Here is a 26,121-nt window from a genome sequence, read left to right on the forward strand (position 1 = left end):
CTTAGCTTATGATAGAGACAAATGAGCAGTGAGGTGAGCGATTATGAAACGAAGATTACAGAACCGTTTAAATCAGGCCGCTTTTTTGTCAGGAGTAGCGGCTTCAGGTTTTGTACAAGCGGGACTTAAAGCAGCATCTGCGCCTAACAGACATCTGCAAAATAAGCGCGAAAAAGATGAAAAGGTCTCTTTGGGTCGTGTTAAATATCGTCCCGACGTTACAGAACCAGCTGATGTTTTAAATGGGATCAAGAATGATTTAGATGATATTAAAGATGCACTGGTAGATATTGCTGAGAAAAAGTAAAATAAACTAGTTACTATGTTAGTTTTCTTATTTTACAAAGGAAAAATAGGATCGGGATTTTGTTTGGCTAACTAAAGACAGTATGCTAAAATAACACCGACTAACAAATCATTGTCTCAAGGCAGCGTAGGAAAGCTACGTTGTCTTTTTTGGTAAATTTGTAGAAGAAAAGATGTCACGCTCTTTTAGAAATGAACGTGGCATCTTTTCTTTTATTCAGTTATAAGGTTAATAAAGAGCTTGCGTGATCAACGAATAGTTTCAGTCAATTTTTTTAAAAAGTTGCTCTGCCTTTTGGGCATCGAGTGGCAAGAAAGCATCGCCGATGACAGAGTCATCAATTTTTAATTCATAGTCATCTTTTAAGTCAGCTACAAGCGGTGAAAGATTGTTCAGCTGTTCTGATTCAAATCTGTTGAAAGAGAAATTACGTAGATTCTTCATATTGTTTTCTAAAGCTACAGAAAAAACTACTCGTAAATAATGACCTGCATCATTTGAAATTGTCCATACCTTATCCTTTTCTTTACGTGCTTCAGTTTTTTCTACAACAGTGTTATTCATACTAATTCCTCCAATTCAATTATCTGTTTCTCTTGATGTAATATACCATACTCTATCGGCGGGTGGAATGCAAGTTTTTTTGACTATTTAATAGTTAAATAATGATTAATGCTTAATTTAAAATCCCTTTATCATAGGAAATGCGTTACTTGTAAGGAGTAATCAGCAAATAAAAGCAATTAAAATGATTATTTTTAAATAACTATACCAATTTCAGAAAAATAGAGCGAACCATTTATATTGATGTAACCGCTTTTAAAGCATTAAAAAATGCGGTACACTTGAAGTGGATGATACAGAAGACATGGTCAGAAAGAAGAGGGAATCTAATGGATATATTTCGCAGCGTCGTAGAAAATTATGAGGGACATGTGGTCACTAAGATCAGATTAGTTAACGATAATGGGACAGAAATTTCTTGTTTCACTATGGGGGCAACGTGGAATGAATTTTTAGTACCATCAGAAGATGGGGACAAGCAAAATATTTTACTGAATTTCGCTACAGTAAGACAGTACTATGTCAATTCTCTTTGTTGTTGTCAATCCATCGGACGTGTTGCCGGACGAATCAAAGATGGACAATTTGAATTAAATGGGACAAAGTATCAGGTACCAACTAATGAAAATGGTAATACCTTGCATGGAGGAGACCATGGTTATCGTTTCTTGAATTGGGGGTATACGACCTCACGAGCAAATAACAGTGTCAGTGTGATCTTCCAGAAACATATCAAAGAGTCACGTGACGGTTTTCCAGGAAATTATTTGGCAACAGTTATTTACACTTTAGATAACAATGACCGCGTCATGATCTCATATAGTGCTTTGAATGGCGAACATGATACGCTTTTTAATCCAACATGTCATGCCTATTTCAATCTAAGTGATAAACGTGATCTTTCTACTCATTCTTTAATGGTCAATAGTAATGAATACTTGCAAACTGATGATGAAACGATCCCGACAGGGCAGGTCTTGCAGGTCGAGGATACTCCATACGATTTTCGTGAGTTTAGAAACCTGAAGCAAGCTGCAGATGAAAATAATGGTTTTGATGATGCTTTCGTGGTCAATGGACCCGGCATGGCTACGCAGCCTGTCGCAATTTTGCGCGATGATGACAGTGGCCGGCAGGTTACTATTAATAGTGAAGGTACTGGTCTAGTGATGTATACCATGCCAGAGATCGATGATGGTATCAAGTTAGCGCGGGATAATGGCTTAGATGCCTTGCCAGGTGAAGGTGTAGCTCTAGAGGCCCAGCAGTTGCCAGATGCAATCAACAATGAAAACTTTGGTGACATCGTTTTAAAGAAAAATGAAAAGAAAACCTACCATATTTCTTTCGAATATAAACAACAGTAAGGTTTAGAGATGGGAACACTGTTCTTTAAGTAAAATTAAGGAACAGTGTCTTTTTTTCTTTGAGCAAATATTTTATTAGCTGGGAAAACTCGTGAAAATTATGGAAATAGACAGACAAAATGTTAAAATCGAATTAGCGGCTGGGTAGTACTCGCTACTTCCCGCTTACTTTTGTTCTGTTTTGTAGTCGAGCTGCACAAGCCAAGCCTTTTCGCTTATCCAAGTCTGATACTACACCGCTGAAAAACACGCCATAGCATCAGACTCCGATAATGCTCGAGGCTTACCCGGCTTGTTGTGCTCTGTTTTATAGTCGAGCTATACGAGACAAGAGATCCACTTATCCAACTTAGACCGCACAGTGCTAAAACCGCACTATAAGGTCTAAGCCCGATAATGCTCATCTCTTAGGCGTCTCGTTCCGCTCTGTTTTAATAATAAAGGATGGAATTTAAATGGAGACTTTTTTGTTTGATTTTGACAATACTTTGGCCGACTCTGGGGAAGCTTCTATCATGGCGGTCCAGAAAGTTTTTGGGGATGCCGCTAAACCCGTGCCGACTAGGGATATGATCTTTTCTGAAATGGGTTTGCCGATCGAAACGTCTTTTCCGATTTGGGAAAATTTAGATAAAAATGATGTACAGTTACAAAAAATGTACGCGGAATTTCGCGAATATTATCCGACGATCGAAGATCGCAATACTAAATTATTTCCTGGTATCAAGGAAACATTGGGGGAATTAAAAGGGGCTGGACATAGTTTGTACGTTGTTTCGAGCAAAGGTTCGGACTCGTTAGGCCGTAATTTGGATAAATTAAGGATCGGCCAATACTTTACTGATTTGATCGGGTCTGATTTGGTGGCTAATTATAAACCTGCCCCTGATGGTATTTTGAATTTAGTGGACCACTATCATGTCAATAAGCAACAAGCCGTGATGATCGGCGATGCGGTCTTTGATTTGCAAACGGGAAAAAGAGCTGGAGTCAACACTGCTGCCGCTGGTTGGGGTGCATATGATATTCATGCTATAAAAGCTGAGCGGCCGACATATTTGTTAGAGCAGCCACAACAATTATTAGATATTTAGGCCGGGCAGGCACATAAATTACTTCAATTATGGTGAATGTAGTTTTGAGTTTAAAGGTGATTTTCATTACTTTATGTGCCCGATGATGTAGAATTAACAGTATGACTAAATATGTTTTCGGTTTAAAATTTACAAAGCTACATAGCTGGTCATAGTTGAGATCTGCATGGAAAGCTCTTGTGTCTATTGGACTATGAGCACCGTGCTCTTTAATTGTTGAGGGGGAGAGAATGATGACTATTTGGGAAAAATTTATTAACAATATTCGGTTGCGACGTACGGTAGTCCTAGCTGTGATCATTGCAGTCTTATTTATTTTTCGTGGTTTAATGAACACAATATTATTGACTTTTATTTTCACTTTTTTAGTAGTACGGTTGATCAATTTTATTCAAAAAAAGGTAAATATACCGACTATCTTGATCGTGTTGGCGGTATACGCAGTGATACTGTATGGTGTTTACTTTGTCGTGACTAAGTATGCACCTAAGATTTTTGGTCAGTTTGAAGAAATGATCAGATCGGTGATCAGCTTTTATCAAGACCCTCCGCAAGGAGCCAATGAAGTCGTGTCATATATCAGTGACTACATAAGCAAGTCTGATATTACAGCTCAAATTAAAAACGGAGCATCATTATTATTTCAATCGATCACAACTTTGGGTTCTTTTGGAGTTTCAGTTTTTATAGCACTTTTGTTAAGTTTCTTTTTTACAGTTGAAAAAGATAGGATGTTTGCTTTTTCGCGCAACTTTTTTAAAGGACCCTACTCGTGGTTTTTTAAAGACGTGCGTTATTTTGCCAATATCTTCGTTAATACTTTCGGTGTTGTATTAGAAGCCCAATTTTTGATCGCGATCGTCAATACTGTTTTGACTTTGATCGGATTAAGTTTGATGAAAATACCTCAACTCGATAGTTTAGTAGTCATGATTTTTATTTTGAGTATGATACCGGTGGCTGGCGTGATAATTTCTGCAGTTCCGATGTCGCTGATTGCTTATACTGATGGAGGTATTAAATCGGTGGCTTATGTTCTGATCATGATACTCTTGATCCATGCTTTGGAATCGTATGTTTTAAATCCGAAGTTTATGTCTAGTAAAACCAACCTGCCGATCTTCTATACCTTTGTGGTGCTCTTTGTTTCAGAACATATTTTTGGAACTTGGGGGTTGATAGTAGGTATCCCGATCTTTATCTTTTTATTAGAGGTATTGGGGGTTCAATCAGCGGGTAATGATGAAAAAGGTACTAAAAACAACCAAGTAAAAAAAGGAGAGTCTAGTGAGTGAATAAAGAAGAATTTTTAACGAAAAATGCAGTTGAGCGTAGGAATACGTCTTCAGTTAAATGGGATGGTATGCAAGAAGAATTTGGTAGTAGTGATCTTTATCCGTTATGGGTCGCCGATACAGAATTTAAGATCCCTGAAAGCTCCATAAACGCTCTTCAAAAAAGGGTAGCCCATGGCGCGTTTGGGTATTCGATCACACCTGAAAGCTATTACGATGCTTATTTTGGATGGCAAAAAGAACGCTATGGCATTGAATTGCATAAAGAGTGGCTGCGTTTTGGTACCGGAGTAGTGCAATCGTTAAGTACTCTATTGCAATTTTTAACAGCGCCTGGTGATTCAGTAATGATCATGGAGCCGGTATACCACCCATTTCGTCATGTGATAGAAAATAATGACCGCAAAGTTGTTGCTAATGAGTTAGTGGATTTTGGCAACGAATATAAAATGGATCTCGAAAAGATCGAGGAACAAATGGTGGCCAATGATGTTAAAGTTTTGATGTTGTGTAATCCACATAATCCTGTAGCACGTGTGTGGACGGAAGAAGAACTAACAGACTTATTGGAGCTGTGTCGTAAAGAACAGGTACTGGTGATCAGTGATGAGATCCATCATGACCTTTTGCCTGCAGATAAAAAATTTGTCTCGGCATTGTCGATCAAAGATGGTTTTTATCGGGATAACATGATCATGGTAGATTCACCGTCTAAGACTTTTAACATGGCCGGGTTATTGATCAGTCATGTTGTTATTCCTAACCCGCAATTACGCGACCGCTATGACCAGCAACAAGAGGTCTTGCATGCTCCGGCAAGCAATATTTTAGGTTTAGTTGCGGGAGAGGCAGCTTATCGTGATGGTGCGGACTGGTTAGAAGGCTTATTGGCGGTGGTCAAGGATAACTATGATTATCTGAAGTCACATTTGCAGAATGCTTTCCCAAAAATCAAAATAACTGATCAGGAAGGAACTTATTTAGCCTGGGTCGATTTGTCGGAAATTGTGACACCTGAGGATCTCAAACGCGTTGTTCAAGATCAAGCGAAATTAGCAGTTGATTTTGGAAGTATGTTTGGCAACGGCGGTGAAGGTCATATTAGGATCAATTTAGCAACTACACCTGAAAACTTGCGATCTGCTGTTTCATCCTTAGTGAAAACACTGCAAGAAGATCAAGCTTAAATTTTCACAAAATACTGTTAATTTTGCAAATTTGAGTGTAAAATGAACTTGTATAATAAAAATATAGAAAGAGGTCTGTACTTAATATGCCAAAATTAGTATTCATCCGTCACGGACAAAGTGAATGGAACTTAGAAAACCTTTTTACTGGCTGGGTTGACGTTGACTTAAGCGAAAAAGGTGTACAAGAAGCTACAGAAGCAGGAAAGAAACTTAAAGAAGCTGGGATCGAATTTGACCAAGCTTATACTTCAGTTTTGACACGTGCTATCAAGACCTTGCACATTGCTTTGGAAGAAAGCGGCCAACTATGGATCCCTGAAACCAAATCATGGCGCTTGAATGAACGTCACTATGGTGCATTGCAAGGCCAAAACAAAAAAGAAGCTGCTGAAAAATTTGGTGAAGAACAAGTTCATACATGGCGCCGTTCGTACGATGTCTTACCACCACTTTTGAAGCCTGATGACGAAGGTTCTGCTGTTAAAGAACGCCGTTATGCTAACTTGGACCCACATGTTGTTCCAGGTGGCGAAAATCTGAAGGTTACTTTGGAACGTGTAATGCCGTTCTGGGAAGATCATATTGCTCCAGATCTTTTGGACGGCAAGAACGTTGTTATTGCAGCGCATGGTAATTCATTGCGTGCCTTGACCAAGTATCTTGAGAATATCTCAGATGATGATATTGTTAGCTTGGAAATGGCTACAGGCCAACCAGTCGTTTATGACATGGATGACCAATTGAACGTAGTTAATAAAGAAAAGCTTTAATTTAAAATAGTAAGTGATAGAGTATTTGAAGACCCATAATGCCGAGTACCCGCATTATGGGTCTTTTTTTGTTTGGGAAGAAAATATCTATATTGAGAAAAGCACAGAAATATTAAGAGTGATATGTAGCACAATTTTATATTTATTAAATTGAATGTTAACCTTTTAATCGTTAACAACTCCTGATGTTAACAGGCTAAGATAATGATTTGTTTTTGATAAAGCAAATCGGTGCTAAATAAATACACTTGTTTAAAGAAACCCAGTTGATTTGTCACTGGGTTTTTTTTATAAATGGCGGAGCTATTTGTTGGTAAATGTAGTGATCGTAGTTGACATCTCACGCAATTTTTCTAAAAAAAATTTATGTGTTAAATTATGAAGGTTGACAAAAGCTCAGATTGTCGCAATTGGTATGTTAGACCCACTCTGGTTAAGTGGGTTTTTTTACGGGATGGTTAGTGCGACGATTCTATGAGGCTTTGTTGCATAGATCAATTACAAGGAGAATTAAAATGCAAGATAGAGATACTTTATTAGAGGAAATTACTGATTTAGAACAAAATTTGAGAAAATATATTAGTAAGGGCAGATCTAGTGAGGCGGTACAGTGTCAACAGCAAATTTTAAAAAATAAATTGAAAATAGCAAAGATGAAACAAAACGAAAAATATGAGAATTAGCTGATTTTTATACTTAATTTAACCGCAACCTTTTAATGAAATGGTGGACATGTAACGAGGAAAGTAATCAGGTAGGAAATAGTTTAATATTGTAATGTTGTACAAGTAGTAATTATTATATAATTAAGCTATAATTTTTTATGTAATGTAGAAGGGAGGAGCTGGTCGCTCACCATAATATTTAACAGGCATTTTTTTAAATGATCAAATTGAAAATATTCAGAAACTGACAATTATTCAATTTGGTTGTGCAACATAAGAGCAGTATTAAACGGTGAAAATATATGATATGCTGAGATCGTATTGTTTTTCATTACAAGAGGGTAGAACAGGTAGAGCAAAAGACAAGAGGGAAGAGATTGAAAATAGATAGCAATAAAGGAAAGAGTTGGCTGATCATTGGGTTATTCACACTATGCTTATTTGCAGGTGTGTCCGGAGGAATGTATAGTAGTCAGCCGGTATTTGCAAATTTAGTTCCTGAAGATGGTCCAGCAGACCAAGCCGCTAAAAATGTGGGGGAAGGAATGAGTAATGAAACTACCAATCATACACTAGGTAATTCATTTGCAGCTAAAGCAAGTAATCCATATGGGACGGATGTTTTTAATATCGGTGATAGATCTCGCTCGAGGGTGGATGCCATTGATGTCGCATCATATCAGTCGAATATGACACCTGCTGATTACAAAAAAGTGAAGAAGGCTGGCGTTAAAACAGTGATCGTTAAATTGACAGAAGGAGCTTCATATACTAATCCAACTGCTTTGACTCAAATCAAAAATGCTGCTGCGGCCGGCTTAAATGTAGATGTTTATCATTACTTTACTTCAAGTACGATCAGCGGTTCCAAGAAAGAAGCAAATTATTTATTAAACTTTTTGAAGAAAAACAAGTTGAGTAAAAAGATACTGATCATGAACGATGTTGAGGATGAATCAACGCAAACGACGCAAATCGCAGCAAATATAAACGCTTTTTGGAAGATCTTAAGTTCAGCAGGATATAAACAGCATGGTATTTATACGGGCGGTTCGTACTTGTACCGTGATGCCGCAGCAAATACGGTCGGCTTTAAAAGAACATGGAAAGCACAGTATCCATATCATCCGAAAGCGGGAACAAATTGGCAAACAGATTACGGGGCTTGGCAGTTTAGTCCCACAGCTAAGATCCCAAACGGTAATTATACTGGCTATGTCGATGTAGAGATGGACTATGCTAATTTATTTACCAAATCAGCAGGAACAAAACCGCTTCAATAAATAGGTAAATTTAAAACTTGCAGATAAGAGAACTAGCATTTTTAAAGCAAGATAGATTTGAAATAAAAAAGAACTCTTACATGAAAGGGTAAGGAGGCCGGCGAGAACACAGCTTACCTGATCTATGTGAGAGTTCATTTTTATTATGTTTGGTGGACGAGTTCGCCGGAAGCTTTAAGAACTACTTTCAGATGTAATATAAATTTTGTCTAAGATAAATTGAATAGCGATGCACCACACACTGCATATAGGATCTGACCGGGTGCAACCAGCCAGACATCAAACGTTAGTAAAACACAGATAATGTTTATGATCAATTTTTTTACATCGTTGGACATGCTCATCTCTCCTTATCTAATTTCTAATTAAATTTAACTTTTTAGACATGAAATAAAAGTTTGCTCATCAACACACCAAGGCAAAGACCGCCAATAAACAAAATGATTTTAAGGTTACTGTCGTCGATTTGCTGTTGCTTTTCTAAGGCGAGACCTAATTCGACCTGCCCTTTATCAGTTAACTGTAATTTTTTGATCTGGTAGCGACCTGTCATGGCATTTGAATATAAAGTGTATCTCACGTATTTTTCTTTAAAAATCAATTCGGATAAAAGGTTGTTTGAATATGCCTCATAAGGCTCGATCTTATTTTGTTCGATTTTTTTCAAAAGGTTAATTTGTTGTTTATCCACTATCATCTAAGCTCCTTGAAAATTGTTGTATTTCCGCACATTCTCTATATCTTTGACCAAAGATATGATGATTTAAAAAACGATCCCCTGTTTTTTAAATGATCCGTTAGCGGCTGTCCGAAAATGAATTTATGGCAGATCCTTGGTATTAACTGACAAAGCCACTCGCTAATAGAACAGAGGCAGTTTATTGGCAGCTATTAATGCTTGATACGGACAAAATATCACAATAGTATTTGAAAATCACATTGTGAAAGATTTGTTAAAATTGAAATACCAGAAGTGTTTTCTTGCCGGAAATACAATTGCCCAAACTATAGGTTGGTATTTAACACATTGTTTTCATAATTCATTCAAAGAAGAAAGTTTGCAATTAAGATCCCCATGAACATTCCCATTACAAAGAGCGACATTACGAGCACTTTATTTTTCTTCCCTGTTCGTTTGTTGCGAAGTAGAGTAGTTAATTCGTCTTTGCCGCTTTCGGTTAAGTCCAGCTGAGAAACGTAATAACGACCAGTACGCTGATTAAAGTCAAGGGTATAATTGATAAGTTTTTGCTTAAAGACCATTTGTTTTAGTAGTTGATTTTCTTCGATTTCACCTGGGTCGATCTGACCAGTCGAAATCTTTTTTAAAAGTAGCATTTTCTCCTGATTTGATTTCATTTGGCGGCTAATGATCCTTCCTAGAAATACTTGAACCCACCTAATTGGGGTTAGAGGGTTTAGAGTCAAAATATCTGTGTTCGTTGCTTAAAATAGGTCTTCAAGATAATCATTGACGTCTTTGATCTTGTTATTTACTTTGTAAATAGATTGCAATCCCTTTTTATAATCATCATTTGTGTCGTTGATAGAGTTCAGATACTCTTTCACGCGACCATTTATGATTTTTTCCTTGCTTTTTCCCTTTTCAGTTAGTTCGATATAGACCTGTCGTTTATCGTTAGCTGAATATCTGCGCACGACCCATTCATTTTTTTCCATTCTTTTAAAGAGAGGAGAAGTTGTACCGTAATCGAGCTGCAAAAGAGAAGTGATCTCACTCATTTTTACAGGCCGTTGTTCTTGCCAAAGCACTAATAAAGTTACATATTGAGTGAAAGTCAATTTGAATTCTTTTAAGATCTTAGAGAAGAATTTTGCAAAACTTCTTTCTGTAAAATAAACTGCGAAACAAAATTCACTTTCCATTGTTGACAATTCATATTTATTTTTTCCCATTCTATAATCTCCCAAATTTAATAAATAATTTTAAGTAAAGGCAGAAGGTTCACAAAATCACAATAAATTATACTTATTTTTTTCATTAGTATTTCCTTGGATCTCCCTCCTTAGTAGTTACAGTAATTTATTGTAATCAAAAAGTTTATTCTCCAAGTGTGAGCTGTCAAGGTCAAAGACAGCTTTACATATGGGAGTACAAACATGTAAAAGTTTAACATAAAAAAATATATGTATAAAATTGTTCACAATAACATTATAGTTAATCATGTATACAATAATTAAAAGAAGTACAACATTAACTATCAACATAATGTTCTCCCGGCTATACCAATTTAGCTAATTGATTCATCTATTCGTTAATATTTTCCGCCGAATATGGAAATATTTTTCATCGTTCAGTCTGAATATATTCTATTTGATCACAAAAAAACAGCGCGATCCTTGTGAAGATCTGCTGTTTTTAAGCGTTTTTTTCCATGTTTTTTGAAAGCTAAAAGTGGAGAGTGCTTCAACTGCCAGTGTTAATCTACTTTAAAGTATTCTTTGATCGCATCCAAGATCCACTGTGATGCATATCCATCACCGTAAGGATTAGATGCTTGTGCCATTCGCTGATATTCTTTTTGATCATCGAGCAAGTTGAGCATCTTAGTTTTGACGTTAGCGTAGTCGGTGCCGATCAATTGTAATGTTCCGGCTGTTACTCCTTCAGGTCGTTCTGTCGTGTCACGTAATACAAGAACTGGCTTTCCAAGTGAAGGAGCTTCTTCTTGAACACCGCCTGAGTCAGTCATTATAAAATAACTACGGGCAGATAAATTATGGAAGTCGATCACATCTTGAGGTGCGATCAAATGTACACGATCAATGCCATCAAACACCTCATGGGCAGCTTTTTGAACAGCTGGGTTTAAATGGACCGGATAGACTATTTCTACATCTGGACGCATAAGCAAGACATCTTTCATGGCTTGAAATACTTGGTACATTCGTTGTCCTTGGTTTTCACGCCGGTGCATAGTGACCAATATCATTCGGTGCCCTTTTGTAATATTGGTCAGTACTTCATTTTGATAATCAGCTTGTACTGTTTCTTTTAAAGCGTCGATCGCTGTATTACCTGTGACAAAGATCCGCGATTTGGGATGGTTTTCAAGTAGAAGATTTCTTTTGCTTTGGCTAGTCGGTGCAAAATATAAGTCAGTTAAAGCGTCAGTCATTTGACGATTCATTTCTTCCGGGTAGGGTGAATATTTGTCCCAGGTCCGTAAGCCAGCCTCGACATGTCCCAGCGTTCTTTTTTGGTAAAATGTTGCAATACTAGCAGCTAAAGTAGTGGTGGTGTCACCGTGAACTAAAACAATGTCAGGTTGTGTTTTTGAGATCACGGCAGACATTTTTTGCAAAACTTCAGTGGTGATCTCACCTAAAGTTTGTTCTTGATGCATAATGTTAAAATCATAGTCTGGGTCAATATGAAAGCTATGCAAAACTTGATCTAACATTTCCCGGTGTTGCGCGGTGACAACAGTTATTGCTTTAAATTCCTGGGGCCTTTGCTGCATTTCTTTGATCACCGGAGCCATTTTAATTGCTTCAGGACGTGTGCCAAAAACAGTCATTACCTTAATTTTATTCATCTTTCTCCTCCGATTTCTAATATTTATTGACCAGTTGTTATCAGTATTTCTTTTAGCTTTTGATAAACTTTATGTTATTTTCTAGAAAACAACGAATGCTTCCATTTTAATAGGGCCATAAGTATCGAAAAACAATTTATATAAAAACGAAAATCAAAAAAATTATTTATAACTTTAAAAATAAACACCTCTTTGCCGACTTATTCCTGATCTGCTAAAACATATGGTCTTAGATAATGCTATATATAAGGCGTTTGCATTTCAAAAACGAACTTACTACTAGTGATAACAGTTTAGCTTGTTTAATAATAATGTTGTACAACTATTAGTTATTACTAAAGATATATTATACTTATCGAGCTGGTAACGAAAAATGTTGTGATATTCAAAAATAGAAAAATATCATAAGTGCGAATAATAATTTAGCTAAAAATAATCCAAAGGACTGAATGGGTCAGGTAACAGCTAGTGATTTTGAGTGAATAGTCTGCGAAATAATTTAATACTTTGCAGAAAGGGCTAAATAAAAAGTGCCAACATTTGCGTGCCAACTTGGTTTACTTTTATTTCATAGTATGAGAGGAGAGTTTATTTTGTATAAAAAACATAAGGTCGAAACTAATCTGTTAGTTTCGTTTGTGTTGTTATCGTCCATTACTATTTTTATGTACTATATTGGCCTTTATTCACCGACGATATCGGCAGCCGTTGTAATTTTGCTTATTAGTGGTTTAGCTACTGGAATTTTTATCCCTAATATCTTAATAACTTGGGCTGTTCTTATACTTACTACTATCGGGAGTGCTGTCTTGTTACTGGGCAACGTCACGATGCCGCTGCATTTAAAGTTGTTTTTGATCGCGGTTTTTCCGCTGGGAGCTGTGGTGATGATCATTTGTCGCTACATGATCGGCGAGTTTGGGTGGCTTGATTCAAATCGAAGTGCTATTGAAAAATACGCCAAGCATTATGATCAGATCACTAAGTTTCAAACCGCTCATAATGCAGAGAAAATATATCAAAAAGCGCTTCGGTTCATAAAAAACGACTACGATAAGGCATTTAAAGTACATATTACTGCTGTTCACTGGGCACACAATACTCAATTCCGTCAATTTCACCCGGAGGCATATAGCCAAAGCTTAGAACAGATCGCCAAAGTCTTTAAGCATGATCGTTTGCCATCTGAGTCAATTTATTATCTTGGAGATGCAACTTTCTTGATCATTTCCTATGACTTAGCGGACAAGCCGTATCAGAAGTTAAATACAGCTACTAAAGAACATTTAAACCAACTCAGGCTTTTGAAAACTGATTTACAGTTTAAATGGGGTGATGTGGAAGTTAATTATTTTAATTCAACGGAATTTTCAGATTTGAAAGATGCAGTCCGCTATATAGATCGCAAAATGGAAACTGATATCGTAACGGAATATTTGAAGGGAGACGAAAGTTAGTGAATGAATTCTTTTTTTGGATGATGGCCATTATCAGTTTAATATTTTTTGTTGTACGCGTGGTGCTAGTTCGTAACATTCAACTATTTAGTACAAAATTTTACAAAAAAAGCCCAACAAGGTTAGACTCTTAAGTGACTTAAACAAAGGAGACCTGATCTTGTTGGACCACTTAAAGTTTAAACAAAAACGACATAATTTACAAGTCAATTTAGCTCAACTTAAAGTTCTTTGTGCTGAGCTTTATCAAAAATACTGCCCGCGCTATATTTCGCAACGCCGTAACACCACTAAGTCTCGTGTTTCTGATGTGCAGATCTTAGCCTTACTGTGTTTACAGGTCATTACACAGATGCACTCCCAGCGTAAATTCTTTGCCTGGGCACAGACCTTCATCCCACATCAATTGAACATTGAGCGCTCCCGTTTTAACCGACGAGCACAACGTCTTCTCCCAGTGGTCATGGCCATGCGGCAGGGGTTGACTCGCGACTATGCGCAAACAGGACAGTTTGCGATCATTGATAGTTTGCCTAACCCTTTATGCCAAAAAGTTAGAAATAAGCGGGCCAAGGTTTTCCGCGGCATAGCTGACCTAGGCTACAATGCGACCAAAGACATGTATTTTTACGGGTTTAAGACTCATTTTGAGACCTCGCTCAGCGGTTATATCTTAAATTACACTGTCACCGAGGCCTCTAAACATGACACCCAAGCGGCGTCAACTTTGATCGCAGGCTGTCCGTGTCCCTTTGTTTTAGCGGATGTCGGTTATGTGGGACAGCCCTTACAAGAAGATTTTGGCGAGCTAGGTTATGAGCTCTGGACACCTTACCGTTCAAACATGAAAGGAGCCAAACAGCACAATGTTCCGGCTTTGAAAGATCTCCGGCGCACGATCGAATCCCGTTTCTCGATCCTAGTTGAAGATTATGGAATCGAAAAAAATCTCACGCGGTCAGTGGTAGGCTTTTGGTTAAAAATTGAATTGACCGTCTTTATTTATAATTTAGGCTTTTTTGATTTTACAGAAAATAGAATTATTACGAACTAGCACCACGCGTTTTGTTGTAATTTTGATTATTTCTGTTTGCCAATGGATCATTTATTTTCGTGTGGAAAACACTCTTTTAGGTAAAAGTGTGACTAGTGAGTCATCCGCAAGTTATAAAGAGGTGAAATGATCGTGGTTCCTGAAATTTTGATGATCATTACGTTGGTTTCCATTTGGACATCACTGTTAATGTCAGTAACGACCCTCAGTGGGGCAACTCATTTTTGGTTAAGTCACAGTACCAAGGTGGTACATACAGGTCCTTTACCTTCGTATCCGAAAGTCACGATAGTTGTGCCTGCTCATAATGAAGAGATCGTAGTTGCGCAAACTGTTCAAGCAATACTTAACTTGAATTACCCTAAGGAACGCGTCGAATTATTGTTATTCGCTGATAATTGCGATGATCAAACTTTAAGTGAAATGCATAAGGTGGTCAATTTACCGTGTTATTACGGCCGAGATGTTAAAATAATCGATCGCAACGGTGATGGCGGGAAGGCGGGCGTCTTAAACGATGCTCTCAAGATGGCTCACGGCGATTATATTGGTGTTTATGATGCTGATGCTATGCCAGAAGAAAATGCCCTTTATTTTCTGGTAAAAAAGGCTTTGGAAAATCCAGAACGTCACATGGCGGTTTTTGGCCGCAACAAAACGCGAAATGCAAAGCAAAACTTTCTAACGCAATGTATTAACCAGGAAATCGTTGTTACTCAACGGATCCAACATTGTGCGATCTGGCACATGTTTAAAATTGGTCGGATCCCTGGTACAAATTTTATTATTAACCGGGATTTTGTGAAATCGATCGGCGGTTGGAGAAACGGAGCGTTGACAGAAGATACAGATATCTCCTTTAAAATTATGCAAAGCGGAAAATTGATCGCCTTGGCATATAATTCTGAAGCGTTTCAGCAGGAGCCGGAACGTTTGCATGATTATTATTATCAGCGTTTGCGATGGGCCAAAGGAAATTATCAAGTGGTTATCCACAACTTTAAGTATCTTTTTAAACGTAGCAACTGGCGTGTCAAAATAGAAACTTTTTATTATTCCTGTACCTTTTTTTGGTTTAATGCAGCAATTATTTTGTCGGATCTAATATTCGTAACTAATATGTTGTTTTTGTTTGTTAGAATTTTTAAACCTGGCTTAGAATTGCCGTTCACTTTTGGAAATAATAGTGGGATGATCATGCAGCTTCTGCTGATCAATTGGATATTGATGATAGTGTTATATATTTTACAAATATCAGTTGCGTTATCGACCCAATATGGGCAAGCCACAACTCAACAAGTTTGGCTGTCCTTAATATCATACTTTACTTATTCGCAGTTGTTTATCGTGATTTCCGTTCATGCAGTGTCTTCCGTTTGTTTAGATGCATTATTCCATCGCAATGGAAATATTTGGGTCAAAACTAAACGGTTTAATAATTAATGGAAAGGAAATTTTGGATGAAACACTTAAGGTATATATGGATATTTTTGGGGATCATAGCGTTGATTTATATCGGGACTTTAACTTCTGTGCGCGTTAAAAATTCAAATAAAATACAATATAAGATCTATGAGGCTTGGCAAAAAGGCTATGTTGTCAAACACGATAAAAACCAATCGTTTGTGAATACTAGCAATAATAAGGCTAAACCTGTAGCACTTTCCGAAGGTCAAGGATATGGATTATATATTACTCAAAAAGCTGGTTCTAAGGGATGGGCAAAGCGCGAGGATTTTGATAACTTATTAGACTATTATTTAGCTCACCGTGATCGTGTTGGTAAAAACAACGAGACTAAGACTTGGCTGATGGAATGGCGGCAGTCTGAAAAGGATGGGAAATGGACTAGTGAAGATAATAGTGCAACAGATGGTGATATCTATATTGCCTATAGTCTTCATCAAGCAGCTAAGGTTTGGCCTAAGCGAGCCGCTTATTATAAAAAAATCGAGCACAATATAACAAAAGATATCTTAACTTATGAATATAACAGTCAGACTCAAGCTTTGACCGTAGGAGATTGGGTCAATAAAAAATCTCCATACAACAACTTAATGCGGACCTCTGACGTTGCTCCAGAGTTTTTTGAGTCATTTTATCAGGCTAGTGGAGACAAACGCTGGCTGTCAGTTAAAAACACCATGCTTGACCGAATAGAGGATTTAAGTAAAAAGCAACATACTGGACTCGTACCCGATTTTGCTTGGATCAGCAGCACTGACGCGAGACCAGTCAAAGGAAAAGTAGTTTCTTCGAAAAATGATGGCGATTATTTTGCAAATGCCTGTCGGGTACCAATGATGTTAGCTAACAGTGATGATCCGCGAGCACAAAATGTCTTGAAAAAAATGCTGAAGTTTTTCAACGATCAAGGTCAGCTTTTGGCAGGTTATGCCCTAGATGGTAAACCGATCAAGCATTATCAAACAAATAGTTTTAAGGCTCCGATCTATTATGCGAAAAATGTAAATAAAAAGCACAAAGACCTAAGACAAGAAAAAATTTTTGCGCAGGCATTGACACAGAATAATTATTATGATGCGACACTGACTACTATCGCTGCCGTAGATACGATGAATGACAAACTTGCTAAATGAGAGGAGGTGAGAAAATGGACTTCTCTAGTTTAATTAACTTGATTTCGCAGATGTCAAGCGAAGCTACAGGCTTGATCAGCCAATTTTTGAACCTTTTTTAATTGATCAAACAGGTTCACAATAGGTTCTTGTATTATTTTTATAAAAACTGACCCTTTCAACAAGTTTTTAGATAACAAACTTATTTACTACGTTTGTTATCTTTTTGTGTTTTAAGCAATAGCAATTATATTAAGTTGTCTAATCAAAAAGACTGTTAAATTTAAGATGGAAGGAAAAGCTAATGATCAATCGCAAGCAGTTAGAAGTTAGTGCCAAATTTGCCCTTACTTTCTTGATAGTACAAATGTTTCTAAAACTGATACACCTGTCGTCTATGATCTGGACTTTTTCAATACTGCTGGCTATTTTTCATGGCTGGTTGCTTCCTTTATTCGTTGTAGGGATCCTGGTTTATTATCTGTGGGTAACAAGTATCTGCTACCTGGTGTGCAGGGTCTTGAATTATGTGTTTAATTTAGTTTGGCGTTAGTTATTTTAAGAATGAAAACGTAAAAATGTGGTTCAAACAGCAAACTCGCTTTTCGAATCACATTTTTTGCAACAACTCAACTTTGTTCTTAAAATTATTGATCACTTGTTCACTAATATGTGATGAGTTTTTCTTTTATTCCTGATTGCTCTTTAACGGCGTTCAACAAATATTTCTTTAGAAAAATGCGGGTAAGATAGTAAGTGCTGAACTTTACAGGCACTTCTTAAAGTGAAATATTTCACTAAAAATGATAGTATTATTAGTGTAAAAGATAGTCGGTAGTTAAGCAGCAAAATTAGCTGAGCTACAGTAAGTAAGAAGTTCCGGTTATCGAGTTTTTTCTTGCTTACTTTTGCTTTGCTGTTTTAGAAAGGAGTAACGTCATGACTTTGGAGGATGGAAAGTATCAAGGAACTTCTCGCGGATTTGAAGGGGAAACAAAGGTTTTAGTTACGATTGAAGACGGACTTATTAGTAAGGTGGAAGTTGCAGAGATCAATGATACAGAAGCTGTGTCTCATAGTACCGTTAGGACGATCCCGCTGCGAATTATTCACGAACAAACACCGGAAGTTGATGTTGTTTCTGGCGCAACGGAAAGCTCACTGGGCATCATAGATGCGACAAAGAATGCTATAAAAAAGTCTGGGACCATTGATAGCCAAAGCGTAAAAAAAGAAAAGCAGAAGTCAGTTGTTCGAGACAAAGAAATGACGAATAACGTTGACAAATATCAAGATTGCGACAAAGAAAAAACAACTGACTTAGTTATTATAGGTTCAGGGATCTCTGGTCTTTCAGCTGCGGTCCAAGCCGGTGAAGATCAAATAAATACCGTTGTTTTAGAAAAATTAGCGGCTGCCGGTGGTAATGGTGGGGGCGTCGAAGGGCAATTTGCTCTTAATTCGAAACGGCAACAGGAGCTGGGAATTAAAATAACTCCAAACGAGATCATGACTGCTGAACATCAGATGGGACAGTACCGTGCTAATGGAGCCATTTGGTTGGATCTGATAAATTCATCTGCTGAAAATCTTAATTGGTGTCAAAAAAATGGCGTTGAATATTCTGGTCAGGTGGATAATTATCATACCGGATTATTCAACACCTTTCATTGGTTTAAAGATGGACATGCTTCGACTGGTTACGTGCCGCAAATGGTTTCAAAAGCTAAATCATACGGAGTAGACTTTGTTTTTAATACAGCAGCTAAACACGTACTTTACAATGATGGAAAAGTAGTTGGTGTTGTCGCAGAAAATGAAGACGAAGAAACCGTTAAATATAACGCTAAGGCGGTTATTATTGCTACAGGCGGTATCGGAGGCAACCGCGGTTTAATACAAAAGCAAGGTTGGGATACCGAAAACATGGCTTTAACGGGTATGCCATCAAGTGTTGGTGATGGATATCTCATGGCACAAGAAGTTGGTGCAAAAGATACGATCAATGAATCAAGTCAGTTGATCATGAATTATGTGCAAGCCTTCCCTACCACTACTCCACCTTTGTATATGGATCCAATTAATGGTAATCGGGGCTTTACGACAGGTGGGAAGATCCTTTTTGTTAATGAAGAGGGCGACCGTTTTGTTAATGAAAATATTGCTGCATTTAACTTAATGTTGCAGTCTATGGCAATGAAGCAAAACAAAGCAAATTATGTTATTTTTACACGTGACATTTTTATGGATTTCGCCAAAAATGTTAAGGGTCTCAATAATGGAGCGGAAATTCTAGATACTGCAGTCAAAGAAAACAAGGGTCACAGTTTGTATAAAGCTGATACGATCAACGGCTTGGCCATTGAATTCAATATTCCTAGTCATAATTTAGAAGAAACGATCAAACATTATAATGAATTGTGTAAGAAGGGTAAAGATACTGATTTTAACAAAGATAAAGAGATGCTAGTATCAATCGAAAATGGACCTTTCTATATTGCACAAGTAGATCAAGATTACTTGGTTGGTATCGGAGGTATCGGTACAAATAAACGTTTTGAAGTTATCAATGACAGTCATGAGGCTATATCGGGACTTTACGCGACAGGTATGGATGGTGTAATGCTTTACAAGAATGTTTATACCATGAATATGCCAGGGACAGCTTGTGGTTTCGCTGTGCATAGTGGCAGACATGCAGTCAAGAATGCGGAAACAATAATATAAATAATACTCAAAACTGTTGCCTTAGCACTATTGAAACTCCATGAGTAATAGTTTCAGATACGTAAAAACTGCGGACATGCCCACTAGTAAAAGTATGAGCGTGCCCGCAGTTAAATATTTTGCTTTCTAAAATTTTGGCCACTGATCTAATTGTACTGATAAGACTTACGCCAGTCATAATTTTTCCTATTTTTTTACTAATCAATGTGTTGAGTTTTCATATTGCCTAGGTTAATATAAATGCTGACAAAGAACATATACATATACACATCGTTAAAAATCTTTGAGTAATAGGAAAAGGGAGATCCAAAAAATATATGAATCAGAAAACACAAAATTATAGAAAAACTGACGCTAAGATCATCAATGCTCTGATCACCATTGGTTCAGAAAAGCCGCTAGCGAAAATAACCGTTAGTGATATTACCAAACGTCTCAAAATCAATCGAGGCACTTTTTATCTCCACTATTCTGATAAAGATAAATTAGTAGAAAGTATTGAAGAAAATTTGACTAAACAGGTCGAACAAAAATTATTAGGAGTCATGGAAGAGCTCACGGCTGTAAATGATGATCCACAAGCAGCTCATCCGCAGCTAATAGCATTAATGCATTTTCTCAGACAAAATAAGAAAGCTTTGATTTGGCTGATGGGCCAAAATGGTGATCCTAAATTTATTCAGAGCTTATCTGAGCTTTTGAAAAGAAAACTTCTAGAAATGGTAACTAAGGTCAAAGGAAAGTTGTCTTTCATTTCCACGATCCCTGACGACTATGTTGTTCAAATTGTTATTTCAGGTATTATAGATATTATTCAGTTCTGGTTAAAAGAAAAAGAACCATTGTCTGAGGAAGACATTGCCGATATCATAGTTAAAACACGCATGCTCTCTCCTTATCAGTTGTTGGACCTTAAGGGCTGATTAAAAAATTATGTTGACTTTTTAATCTCAATTCATTACACTCATTATTAACAAATAAAGACATAAAAAGACAATGCGTAGAAGAGTAGTTGGCAAGCGGATTTCCAGAGAGCTTCTGTGGGGTGTAAAGAAGCAGTTTGCTTGTTAGTGAAAGTAATCTACAAGTCGCGGCTATGATTTTAATTGTAGTAGCTGATGGGAGTGCGCCCATTAAAGCAATGGAGTATCGTTTGGTAAAGTAAAACCATTTTGGCGGACTGTACTTTTAGAGATAGCTATCGAGAGATAGTTGTGAACATAGGTGGTAACACGCATTTGCGTCCTTGATCATGAAAATGATCGGGGACTTTTTTTACAGAGCGAAGAAACTCAGGAGACAACGAGCATTATCGTAGTCCGACCATCTTTAGGAGTCTGACTAGTAACAGAAACCACTACTAAAAAAGGGACTGTTCCATTACCCGCAAACAAGTAAGTATGAAATTTAATTTTAGTGTTGTTTACGAGGAGAGATCACTTATGAAGGAAAACGAGGCATTATCGACCAAGCAGTATATTATTTTAGCATCTTTACTATTTGGATTATTTTTCGGAGCTGGTAATTTAATTTTTCCGATTCATTTAGGACAATTATCTGGAGCAAATTGGGTATCAGCCGCAGGCGGGTTTTTGATCTCGGCGATTTGTTTGCCGCTGTTTTCGATTTTAGCGATCAGCATGACAGAAAGTAATAGTATGTATGATTTAGCATTGCCCGCCGGCAGAGTTTTTGCTTTGCTGTTCTTGATCTTGACTCATGCTTCATTGGGACTTTTAGTTGCCTCTCCCAGAACGGCAACAGTTACGTTTTCAATGGGTGTTCAGCCATTTATTCCTAAATCTTGGACACACTGGAGTTTGCTGCTTTTTTCGTCAGTCTTCTTTGCCGCCGTTTTCTTGCTGGCGTATAACGAAAAAAGTATTACCCGTAATGTTGGTAAAATCTTGAATCTACTTTTGGTTTTGGTATTGACTGCCTTATTTTTTATCGCTTTTGTGATCAAAGGCAAAGATGTTTTTGCTTTGTCGATGTTGCCGTTCGATGGAAAAGGGACTGGTAATTTTATTACCGGCTTTCTGGAAGGTTATAATACTATGGATGCTCTGGCAGGACTAGGTTTCGGTGTAACGATCGTTGCAGCACTTAAGCAGTTCGGCCAAAATGATAAAGATCGACGTTCGCGTTCGGTAGCGAAGGTCGGTACATTGACCATGGGCTTTGAAGCGTTGATCTATGTTTTTCTGATCATTTTAGGAGCCTCGAGTTTAGGGTATAGTAAGCTAACTTCTGAAGGGGGAAGTGCTTTTACGGTGATCATGCAACATTACACTGGGATCATCGGCGCTTCGATTTTGGCGATCCTAACATTATTGGCCTGTTTAACGACTGCCATTGGTTTGATCACTTCATTGGCCCAAGATCTTGGCAAGCTTTTCCCTAATATTGGTTACCATCGTTTCCTGTTTTTCGCCTCATCGATATCTTTTTTGATCGCTAATTTTGGATTAGATCAGATCATCGCGTATTCTTCTCCGATACTAAGTTTCTTATATCCGCTAGCCATTGCTTTGATCATTTTAGGAATGATGTATCCGTTTATTAGACGAGATAAGATCATGTATCGTACTACGATCGTCTTGACGATGATCCCAGCTATTTTAGATTTTATCCATAATTTGCCGTCATTTTTCTTCAAATTCCCATTAGTTGCTACCTTGGATAAATGGGCTGATAAATTTATTCCATTATATAGTGTTGGCTTGGATTTTCTTCCATTCTTATTAGTGGGTATTATGGCCGGTTGGTTTGTATCAAAAGTTATGCAGAAAAACGTCGGCGTTGAAACAGACAATATATAACGTAGTAGGTTTTTCAGGATAGATCAGCATGGCTTAGTAATTTGAAGTCGCCGGATAAGACAACAAAAAAAGCCGATCATTTAAATCAGCCTTTTGCAGTTATTTTAAATTACGATCGGGGTTATTGGTCATTATCTGACAGCACCTTTTCATTTCATTTTAACAGTGATTTTTAATTGAAAATGTCGGGCTTGGAACCGGTAATCTGTTGTCGCAGATACTAACGATCCTGTGTGATCGCAATCGTATCTGCGGCTTTTTGTGCTGACCATTGCTGCTCAAACCTGTCCAACAACTCGCGTGCCTGTGCGGTGTTTTTAGTATCCATCAAGGCGATCCGCAAGTCGGACGCGTAGTTGAAGTGACGGACATAAATTTTGAAGAAACGACGTAATTTTTTGAAATTGAGTGGGCCATAATCTGCATTGAATTTGTCATACAGATCCAACTGCATCCGCAACAAGCTCAACGTTTCTTCTAGCGAATGTTCTTGTGGCTTCTCCTCAAAGGCAAAGGGGTTTTCAAATATCCCGCGACCGATCATGATACCATCGACACCAGGATGTTGCCGCACAAGTTCTAGTCCGTCTGTTCTGTCTTTGACGTCACCATTAATTTGTAACAAGGTGTGTGGAGCGATCTCGTCACGCATTTGCACTAACCGGTCAATGTATTCATAATGCGCCGGCACTTTGGACATTTCCTTACGCGAACGAACGTGAACCGTCAGTAAAGGAATGTCTTGTTCCAATAAGAAAGGGATCCATTTTTCAAATGTGTCGAGTTCGTTAAAGCCAAGACGAGTTTTAACAGAAACCGCCAACCCGCTTTTTTAGCACTGGCAATCACCGTAGCTGCATCATCAAAGTGACGGATCATGTCGCAGCCCCCACCGTTTTTAATGATAGTTCCGGAAGGGCACCCCATATTGATGTCAATAGCTTGATACCCGTGTTCTTTTAGGTCTTGGGTAGCAGTTTCAAAATCGATCCCACGATTTCCCCAGATCTGGGCAACGGGCATCTTTTCACCCTCTGCCACATGCAGACGTGCTTGGGCTGAGAATTTTGCTTTTGGATGTGTGATACTGCGTGCATTTGTAAATTCAGTGAAATACACGTCTGGCCCACCAGCATGAGCAACGACCCGGCGAAAAACAGAATCCGTGACAGCTTCCATCGGGGCCATTGAGAAAAATGGGATCTTATCTAAACCGGGAACTGCCGGGTGTTCTTGTGCTTTGACGACTACATTTTGCCAGTAGGCAGAGTTTACTTGGACCATGGTTGATTTCCTTTCTGATGCTTATTGTGTTTATTAGTATTGTGCAATTTAAATTCTAGACTTTATCTATATTAGCGGTATTTGATATTATTTTCAAGATTCTTATATTATCTGAAAGAATAAAAATTCTGTTAGTTAAGAGGGGTAAGCTTTTTAGTTGTGGGACCTTTTTTGGTCAAACGTGGTAAGATCCTAATGGAGCCATCAATATTTGTAGAGATATGGCATTTTTCTAGGAGTGAGATCATTCTATGAAATATAAGGAGGCATTCTTGTGAAAGTGTTAGGGATTTTAGGTTCACATCGGCGTGATGGAGTTACAGCTAAATTATTAGATGCAGTCCTAAAAGGAATTGACAACGATAACGAAAAAGAAGTGCTGTATTTAGAAGACTATAATTTCAAGCCGGATACATATGAAAGAAAAGATCCGGATCTAGACGAATTAGAAGCTAAGTTGCTTGGAAGCGATGTTTGGGTAATCGCGGCACCGACTTACTGGCGAGATCTGTCTGGCAAAATGAAAGATTTTTTTGACTGTATGCGACAAAGACTTCTTCGGTTTGACAAACTAGGTGAAACTCATCCAGACCGGTTTAAAAATAAACATTATCTTAGTATTACCGCTTGCTATACGGGCACTTTTGAAAATTGGGTAACCGGTGTGACCGATCAAAGTTTGCGAACGATCGATCGAATTATGTCTGCAGCGGGCGTGATCAAGGTGAATGAGATAGTCATGACAAATACCTGGGGCATTCAGGAATTACCTGCCGCTAAACAAAGGGAATGTTTGAAACGGGGGCAACAGTTGAATTCAATTCAGAAAAGGGATGACAGTACAGTGAAACGATATATTCAACTCTTTTTTATGGTGGCGATCATGGCACTGGCAGCGATGGGGATCCAAGTAGGCTTGGGTTTGTTGCCTAAGACACATTTTTGGCTGAGTTATAGTTCGTTTGTAGTGATCTTTTTTGCTTTACTGGCGGCGATCTTACATTTTGTCACCTATGTAAAACACCGGCGTAAATAAACCCTACATTGAAAATAGAAGTTTTTGATCAACCGCTCTTAACTATACAAGAGTTTCTAAATGTGCTATTGTTAGCTTTAAGCGAAATAATTTTTGTCGCCGGACGAAGGTAATGAAACTGCTCTTAGGCCATTGTGAGCAGCTTTGTTACCTTTTTTTGTACAAAAGGAGGGACGATTTTTGACATGGATCAATTTGGTCATCGCTAGTTTTTTTGAAGTGTTTTGGGCTACGACGATGAAGTTGAGTAATGGTTTTAGCAAACTAACTTTTTCAATATTGACGATCATAGGAATGATCTTGAGCTTTGTATTTTTAGCTCAAGCTGCCAAACATTTGAATTTAAGCATTGCTTATCCTGTCTGGACAGGAATTGGTGCTTTAGGTTCAATTATAATGGGTATTTTTTTGTTCAATGAACAAATATCTTTACTAACCTGGATCTTTATTATTTTCTTGTTAGTTGGCATTATTGGTATTAAACTGACTAGTTAAAAAGGAGTGATCTCGATCATGATAGATATTAAAAGAGTTGCCACAGATCAAGTAAATACGTTACAAAAAATTAGCCGGAAAACCTTTCAGGATACTTTTGGGTCCAATAATACTGGCTCCGATATGGAGGCTTATTTAGACCACGCTTATGGGCGTGAACAGTTGTTAGGTGAATTAACAGAACCTAACTCCCTTTTTTATTTTGCTTATCAAAATGCTGAAGTAGTTGGTTATCTAAAGCTAAATATTGATGAAGTACAGACTGAAAAGATAGGGCCAGCTTCACTAGAAATTGAGCGGATCTACGTGCTGCCTGAATATAAAAGGCAAGGGATCGGTTCTCAGTTGTATCAAGTGGCCTTGGAAGCTGCGGAAAAGAAGCAAAAAAGTAAGATTTGGCTGGGTGTTTGGGAAAATAACGAGCCGGCACTTAAATTTTACTGTAAATTGGGCTTTAAACAGATAGGCGATCACGTTTTTCAGTTGGGCAGTGATGCACAAAGAGACCTGATCATGCAAAAAGAATTATTTTGATAAGGTGGATCTATTGTGCCCTTGCAAAACCAGCTTAT

Annotated in this window: 24 protein-coding genes, 1 pseudogene and 1 other annotated feature; of the genes and pseudogenes, 18 read left to right on the plus strand and 7 right to left on the minus strand. The window is 37.8% G+C overall.

The window, feature by feature from the left end; translation table 11 throughout:
* The first annotated feature begins 43 nt into the window (after positions 1–43).
* Complete coding sequence (locus tag AC3XNE_RS06770; RefSeq protein ID WP_489831343.1) at positions 44–307, plus strand: hypothetical protein; 264 nt, start codon at positions 44–46, stop codon at positions 305–307.
* 261 nt (positions 308–568) lie between these two features.
* Here the strand turns inward: AC3XNE_RS06770 and AC3XNE_RS06775 are convergent, their stop codons facing one another.
* A complete protein-coding gene (locus AC3XNE_RS06775; protein WP_489831344.1) occupies positions 569–871 on the minus strand; it encodes a hypothetical protein in 303 nt (100 codons plus the stop codon).
* 329 nt (positions 872–1,200) lie between these two features.
* On the opposite strand from AC3XNE_RS06775, the gene AC3XNE_RS06780 reads away from it, so the two are divergent.
* The 7 genes from AC3XNE_RS06780 to AC3XNE_RS06810 all read left to right on the plus strand — a co-directional run bounded on the left by AC3XNE_RS06780 (position 1,201) and on the right by AC3XNE_RS06810 (position 8,535).
* Entirely contained in the window at positions 1,201–2,238 is a 1,038-nt protein-coding gene (locus AC3XNE_RS06780; RefSeq protein WP_489831345.1) for an aldose epimerase family protein, read from the plus strand.
* A gap of 455 nt (positions 2,239–2,693) precedes the next feature.
* Positions 2,694–3,332 (plus strand): HAD family hydrolase, encoded by a 639-nt coding sequence (locus AC3XNE_RS06785; protein ID WP_489831346.1) that lies wholly within the window; start codon positions 2,694–2,696, stop codon positions 3,330–3,332.
* A 233-nt stretch (positions 3,333–3,565) separates the two neighbouring features.
* On the plus strand, positions 3,566–4,627 hold the full coding sequence (locus tag AC3XNE_RS06790; RefSeq protein ID WP_489833385.1) for an AI-2E family transporter: 1,062 nt from the start codon (positions 3,566–3,568) through the stop codon (positions 4,625–4,627).
* Positions 4,624–5,814, plus strand: coding sequence for a MalY/PatB family protein (locus AC3XNE_RS06795; RefSeq protein ID WP_489831347.1), 1,191 nt, complete (start codon positions 4,624–4,626; stop codon positions 5,812–5,814). Before AC3XNE_RS06790 ends, AC3XNE_RS06795 begins: the two co-directional genes overlap by 4 nt.
* A gap of 86 nt (positions 5,815–5,900) precedes the next feature.
* Entirely contained in the window at positions 5,901–6,587 is a 687-nt protein-coding gene (locus tag AC3XNE_RS06800) for a 2,3-diphosphoglycerate-dependent phosphoglycerate mutase (RefSeq protein WP_489831348.1), read from the plus strand.
* A 515-nt stretch (positions 6,588–7,102) separates the two neighbouring features.
* Positions 7,103–7,270, plus strand: coding sequence for a hypothetical protein (locus tag AC3XNE_RS06805; protein WP_489831349.1), 168 nt, complete (start codon positions 7,103–7,105; stop codon positions 7,268–7,270).
* Positions 7,271–7,629: 359 nt separating this feature from the next.
* Positions 7,630–8,535, plus strand: coding sequence for a GH25 family lysozyme (locus AC3XNE_RS06810; RefSeq protein ID WP_489831350.1), 906 nt, complete (start codon positions 7,630–7,632; stop codon positions 8,533–8,535).
* A gap of 209 nt (positions 8,536–8,744) precedes the next feature.
* Here the strand turns inward: AC3XNE_RS06810 and AC3XNE_RS06815 are convergent, their stop codons facing one another.
* The 5 genes from AC3XNE_RS06815 to wecB form a co-directional block, all read right to left on the minus strand.
* The gene (locus AC3XNE_RS06815) at positions 8,745–8,873 is read right to left on the minus strand and encodes a hypothetical protein (protein ID WP_489831351.1); all 129 of its coding nucleotides are present in this window, start codon (positions 8,871–8,873) and stop codon (positions 8,745–8,747) included.
* 41 nt (positions 8,874–8,914) lie between these two features.
* Positions 8,915–9,226, minus strand: a complete 312-nt coding sequence (locus tag AC3XNE_RS06820) for a hypothetical protein (protein WP_489831352.1) — start codon at positions 9,224–9,226, stop codon at positions 8,915–8,917.
* 353 nt (positions 9,227–9,579) lie between these two features.
* Positions 9,580–9,894: a hypothetical protein gene (locus tag AC3XNE_RS06825; protein WP_489831353.1), complete on the minus strand. Its 315-nt coding sequence runs from the start codon at positions 9,892–9,894 to the stop codon at positions 9,580–9,582.
* An 87-nt stretch (positions 9,895–9,981) separates the two neighbouring features.
* On the minus strand, positions 9,982–10,452 hold the full coding sequence (locus tag AC3XNE_RS06830; protein ID WP_489831354.1) for a MarR family winged helix-turn-helix transcriptional regulator: 471 nt from the start codon (positions 10,450–10,452) through the stop codon (positions 9,982–9,984).
* 524 nt (positions 10,453–10,976) lie between these two features.
* Positions 10,977–12,095: a non-hydrolyzing UDP-N-acetylglucosamine 2-epimerase gene (wecB, locus tag AC3XNE_RS06835; RefSeq protein ID WP_489831355.1), complete on the minus strand. Its 1,119-nt coding sequence runs from the start codon at positions 12,093–12,095 to the stop codon at positions 10,977–10,979.
* A gap of 593 nt (positions 12,096–12,688) precedes the next feature.
* On the opposite strand from wecB, the gene AC3XNE_RS06840 reads away from it, so the two are divergent.
* The 7 genes from AC3XNE_RS06840 (at position 12,689) to brnQ (ending at position 22,734) form a co-directional block, all read left to right on the plus strand.
* Complete coding sequence (locus AC3XNE_RS06840) at positions 12,689–13,552, plus strand: hypothetical protein (protein ID WP_489831356.1); 864 nt, start codon at positions 12,689–12,691, stop codon at positions 13,550–13,552.
* A gap of 160 nt (positions 13,553–13,712) precedes the next feature.
* Positions 13,713–14,606 (plus strand): IS982 family transposase, encoded by an 894-nt coding sequence (locus tag AC3XNE_RS06845; protein ID WP_489831357.1) that lies wholly within the window; start codon positions 13,713–13,715, stop codon positions 14,604–14,606.
* 126 nt (positions 14,607–14,732) lie between these two features.
* Positions 14,733–16,049, plus strand: a complete 1,317-nt coding sequence (locus AC3XNE_RS06850; protein ID WP_489831358.1) for a glycosyltransferase family 2 protein — start codon at positions 14,733–14,735, stop codon at positions 16,047–16,049.
* 17 nt (positions 16,050–16,066) lie between these two features.
* Entirely contained in the window at positions 16,067–17,206 is a 1,140-nt protein-coding gene (locus AC3XNE_RS06855; protein WP_489831359.1) for a glycosyl hydrolase family 8, read from the plus strand.
* Positions 17,207–18,124: 918 nt separating this feature from the next.
* The gene (locus AC3XNE_RS06860; RefSeq protein ID WP_489831360.1) at positions 18,125–19,912 is read left to right on the plus strand and encodes an FAD-dependent oxidoreductase; all 1,788 of its coding nucleotides are present in this window, start codon (positions 18,125–18,127) and stop codon (positions 19,910–19,912) included.
* Positions 19,913–20,229: 317 nt separating this feature from the next.
* Positions 20,230–20,835, plus strand: coding sequence for a TetR/AcrR family transcriptional regulator (locus AC3XNE_RS06865; RefSeq protein WP_489831361.1), 606 nt, complete (start codon positions 20,230–20,232; stop codon positions 20,833–20,835).
* Between the two features lie 64 nt (positions 20,836–20,899).
* Positions 20,900–21,163 (plus strand) — a binding site (T-box leader).
* A 191-nt stretch (positions 21,164–21,354) separates the two neighbouring features.
* Entirely contained in the window at positions 21,355–22,734 is a 1,380-nt protein-coding gene (gene brnQ, locus AC3XNE_RS06870; protein ID WP_489831362.1) for a branched-chain amino acid transport system II carrier protein, read from the plus strand.
* Positions 22,735–22,954: 220 nt separating this feature from the next.
* Here the strand turns inward: brnQ and AC3XNE_RS06875 are convergent.
* Positions 22,955–24,018: pseudogene (locus AC3XNE_RS06875) on the minus strand (tRNA dihydrouridine synthase).
* A gap of 274 nt (positions 24,019–24,292) precedes the next feature.
* On the opposite strand from AC3XNE_RS06875, the gene AC3XNE_RS06880 reads away from it, so the two are divergent.
* The 3 genes from AC3XNE_RS06880 to AC3XNE_RS06890 all read left to right on the plus strand — a co-directional run bounded on the left by AC3XNE_RS06880 (position 24,293) and on the right by AC3XNE_RS06890 (position 26,083).
* Positions 24,293–25,054 carry a flavodoxin family protein gene (locus AC3XNE_RS06880; protein WP_489831363.1) on the plus strand — a complete coding sequence of 254 codons (762 nt, stop codon included), beginning with the start codon at positions 24,293–24,295 and terminating at the stop codon, positions 25,052–25,054.
* 180 nt (positions 25,055–25,234) lie between these two features.
* Positions 25,235–25,549: a DMT family transporter gene (locus AC3XNE_RS06885; protein WP_489831364.1), complete on the plus strand. Its 315-nt coding sequence runs from the start codon at positions 25,235–25,237 to the stop codon at positions 25,547–25,549.
* Between the two features lie 18 nt (positions 25,550–25,567).
* A complete protein-coding gene (locus AC3XNE_RS06890; protein WP_489831365.1) occupies positions 25,568–26,083 on the plus strand; it encodes a GNAT family N-acetyltransferase in 516 nt (171 codons plus the stop codon).
* Positions 26,084–26,121 lie beyond the last annotated feature (38 nt).

Source organism: Ligilactobacillus sp. JN-6 (Y).1, assembly GCF_058111525.1.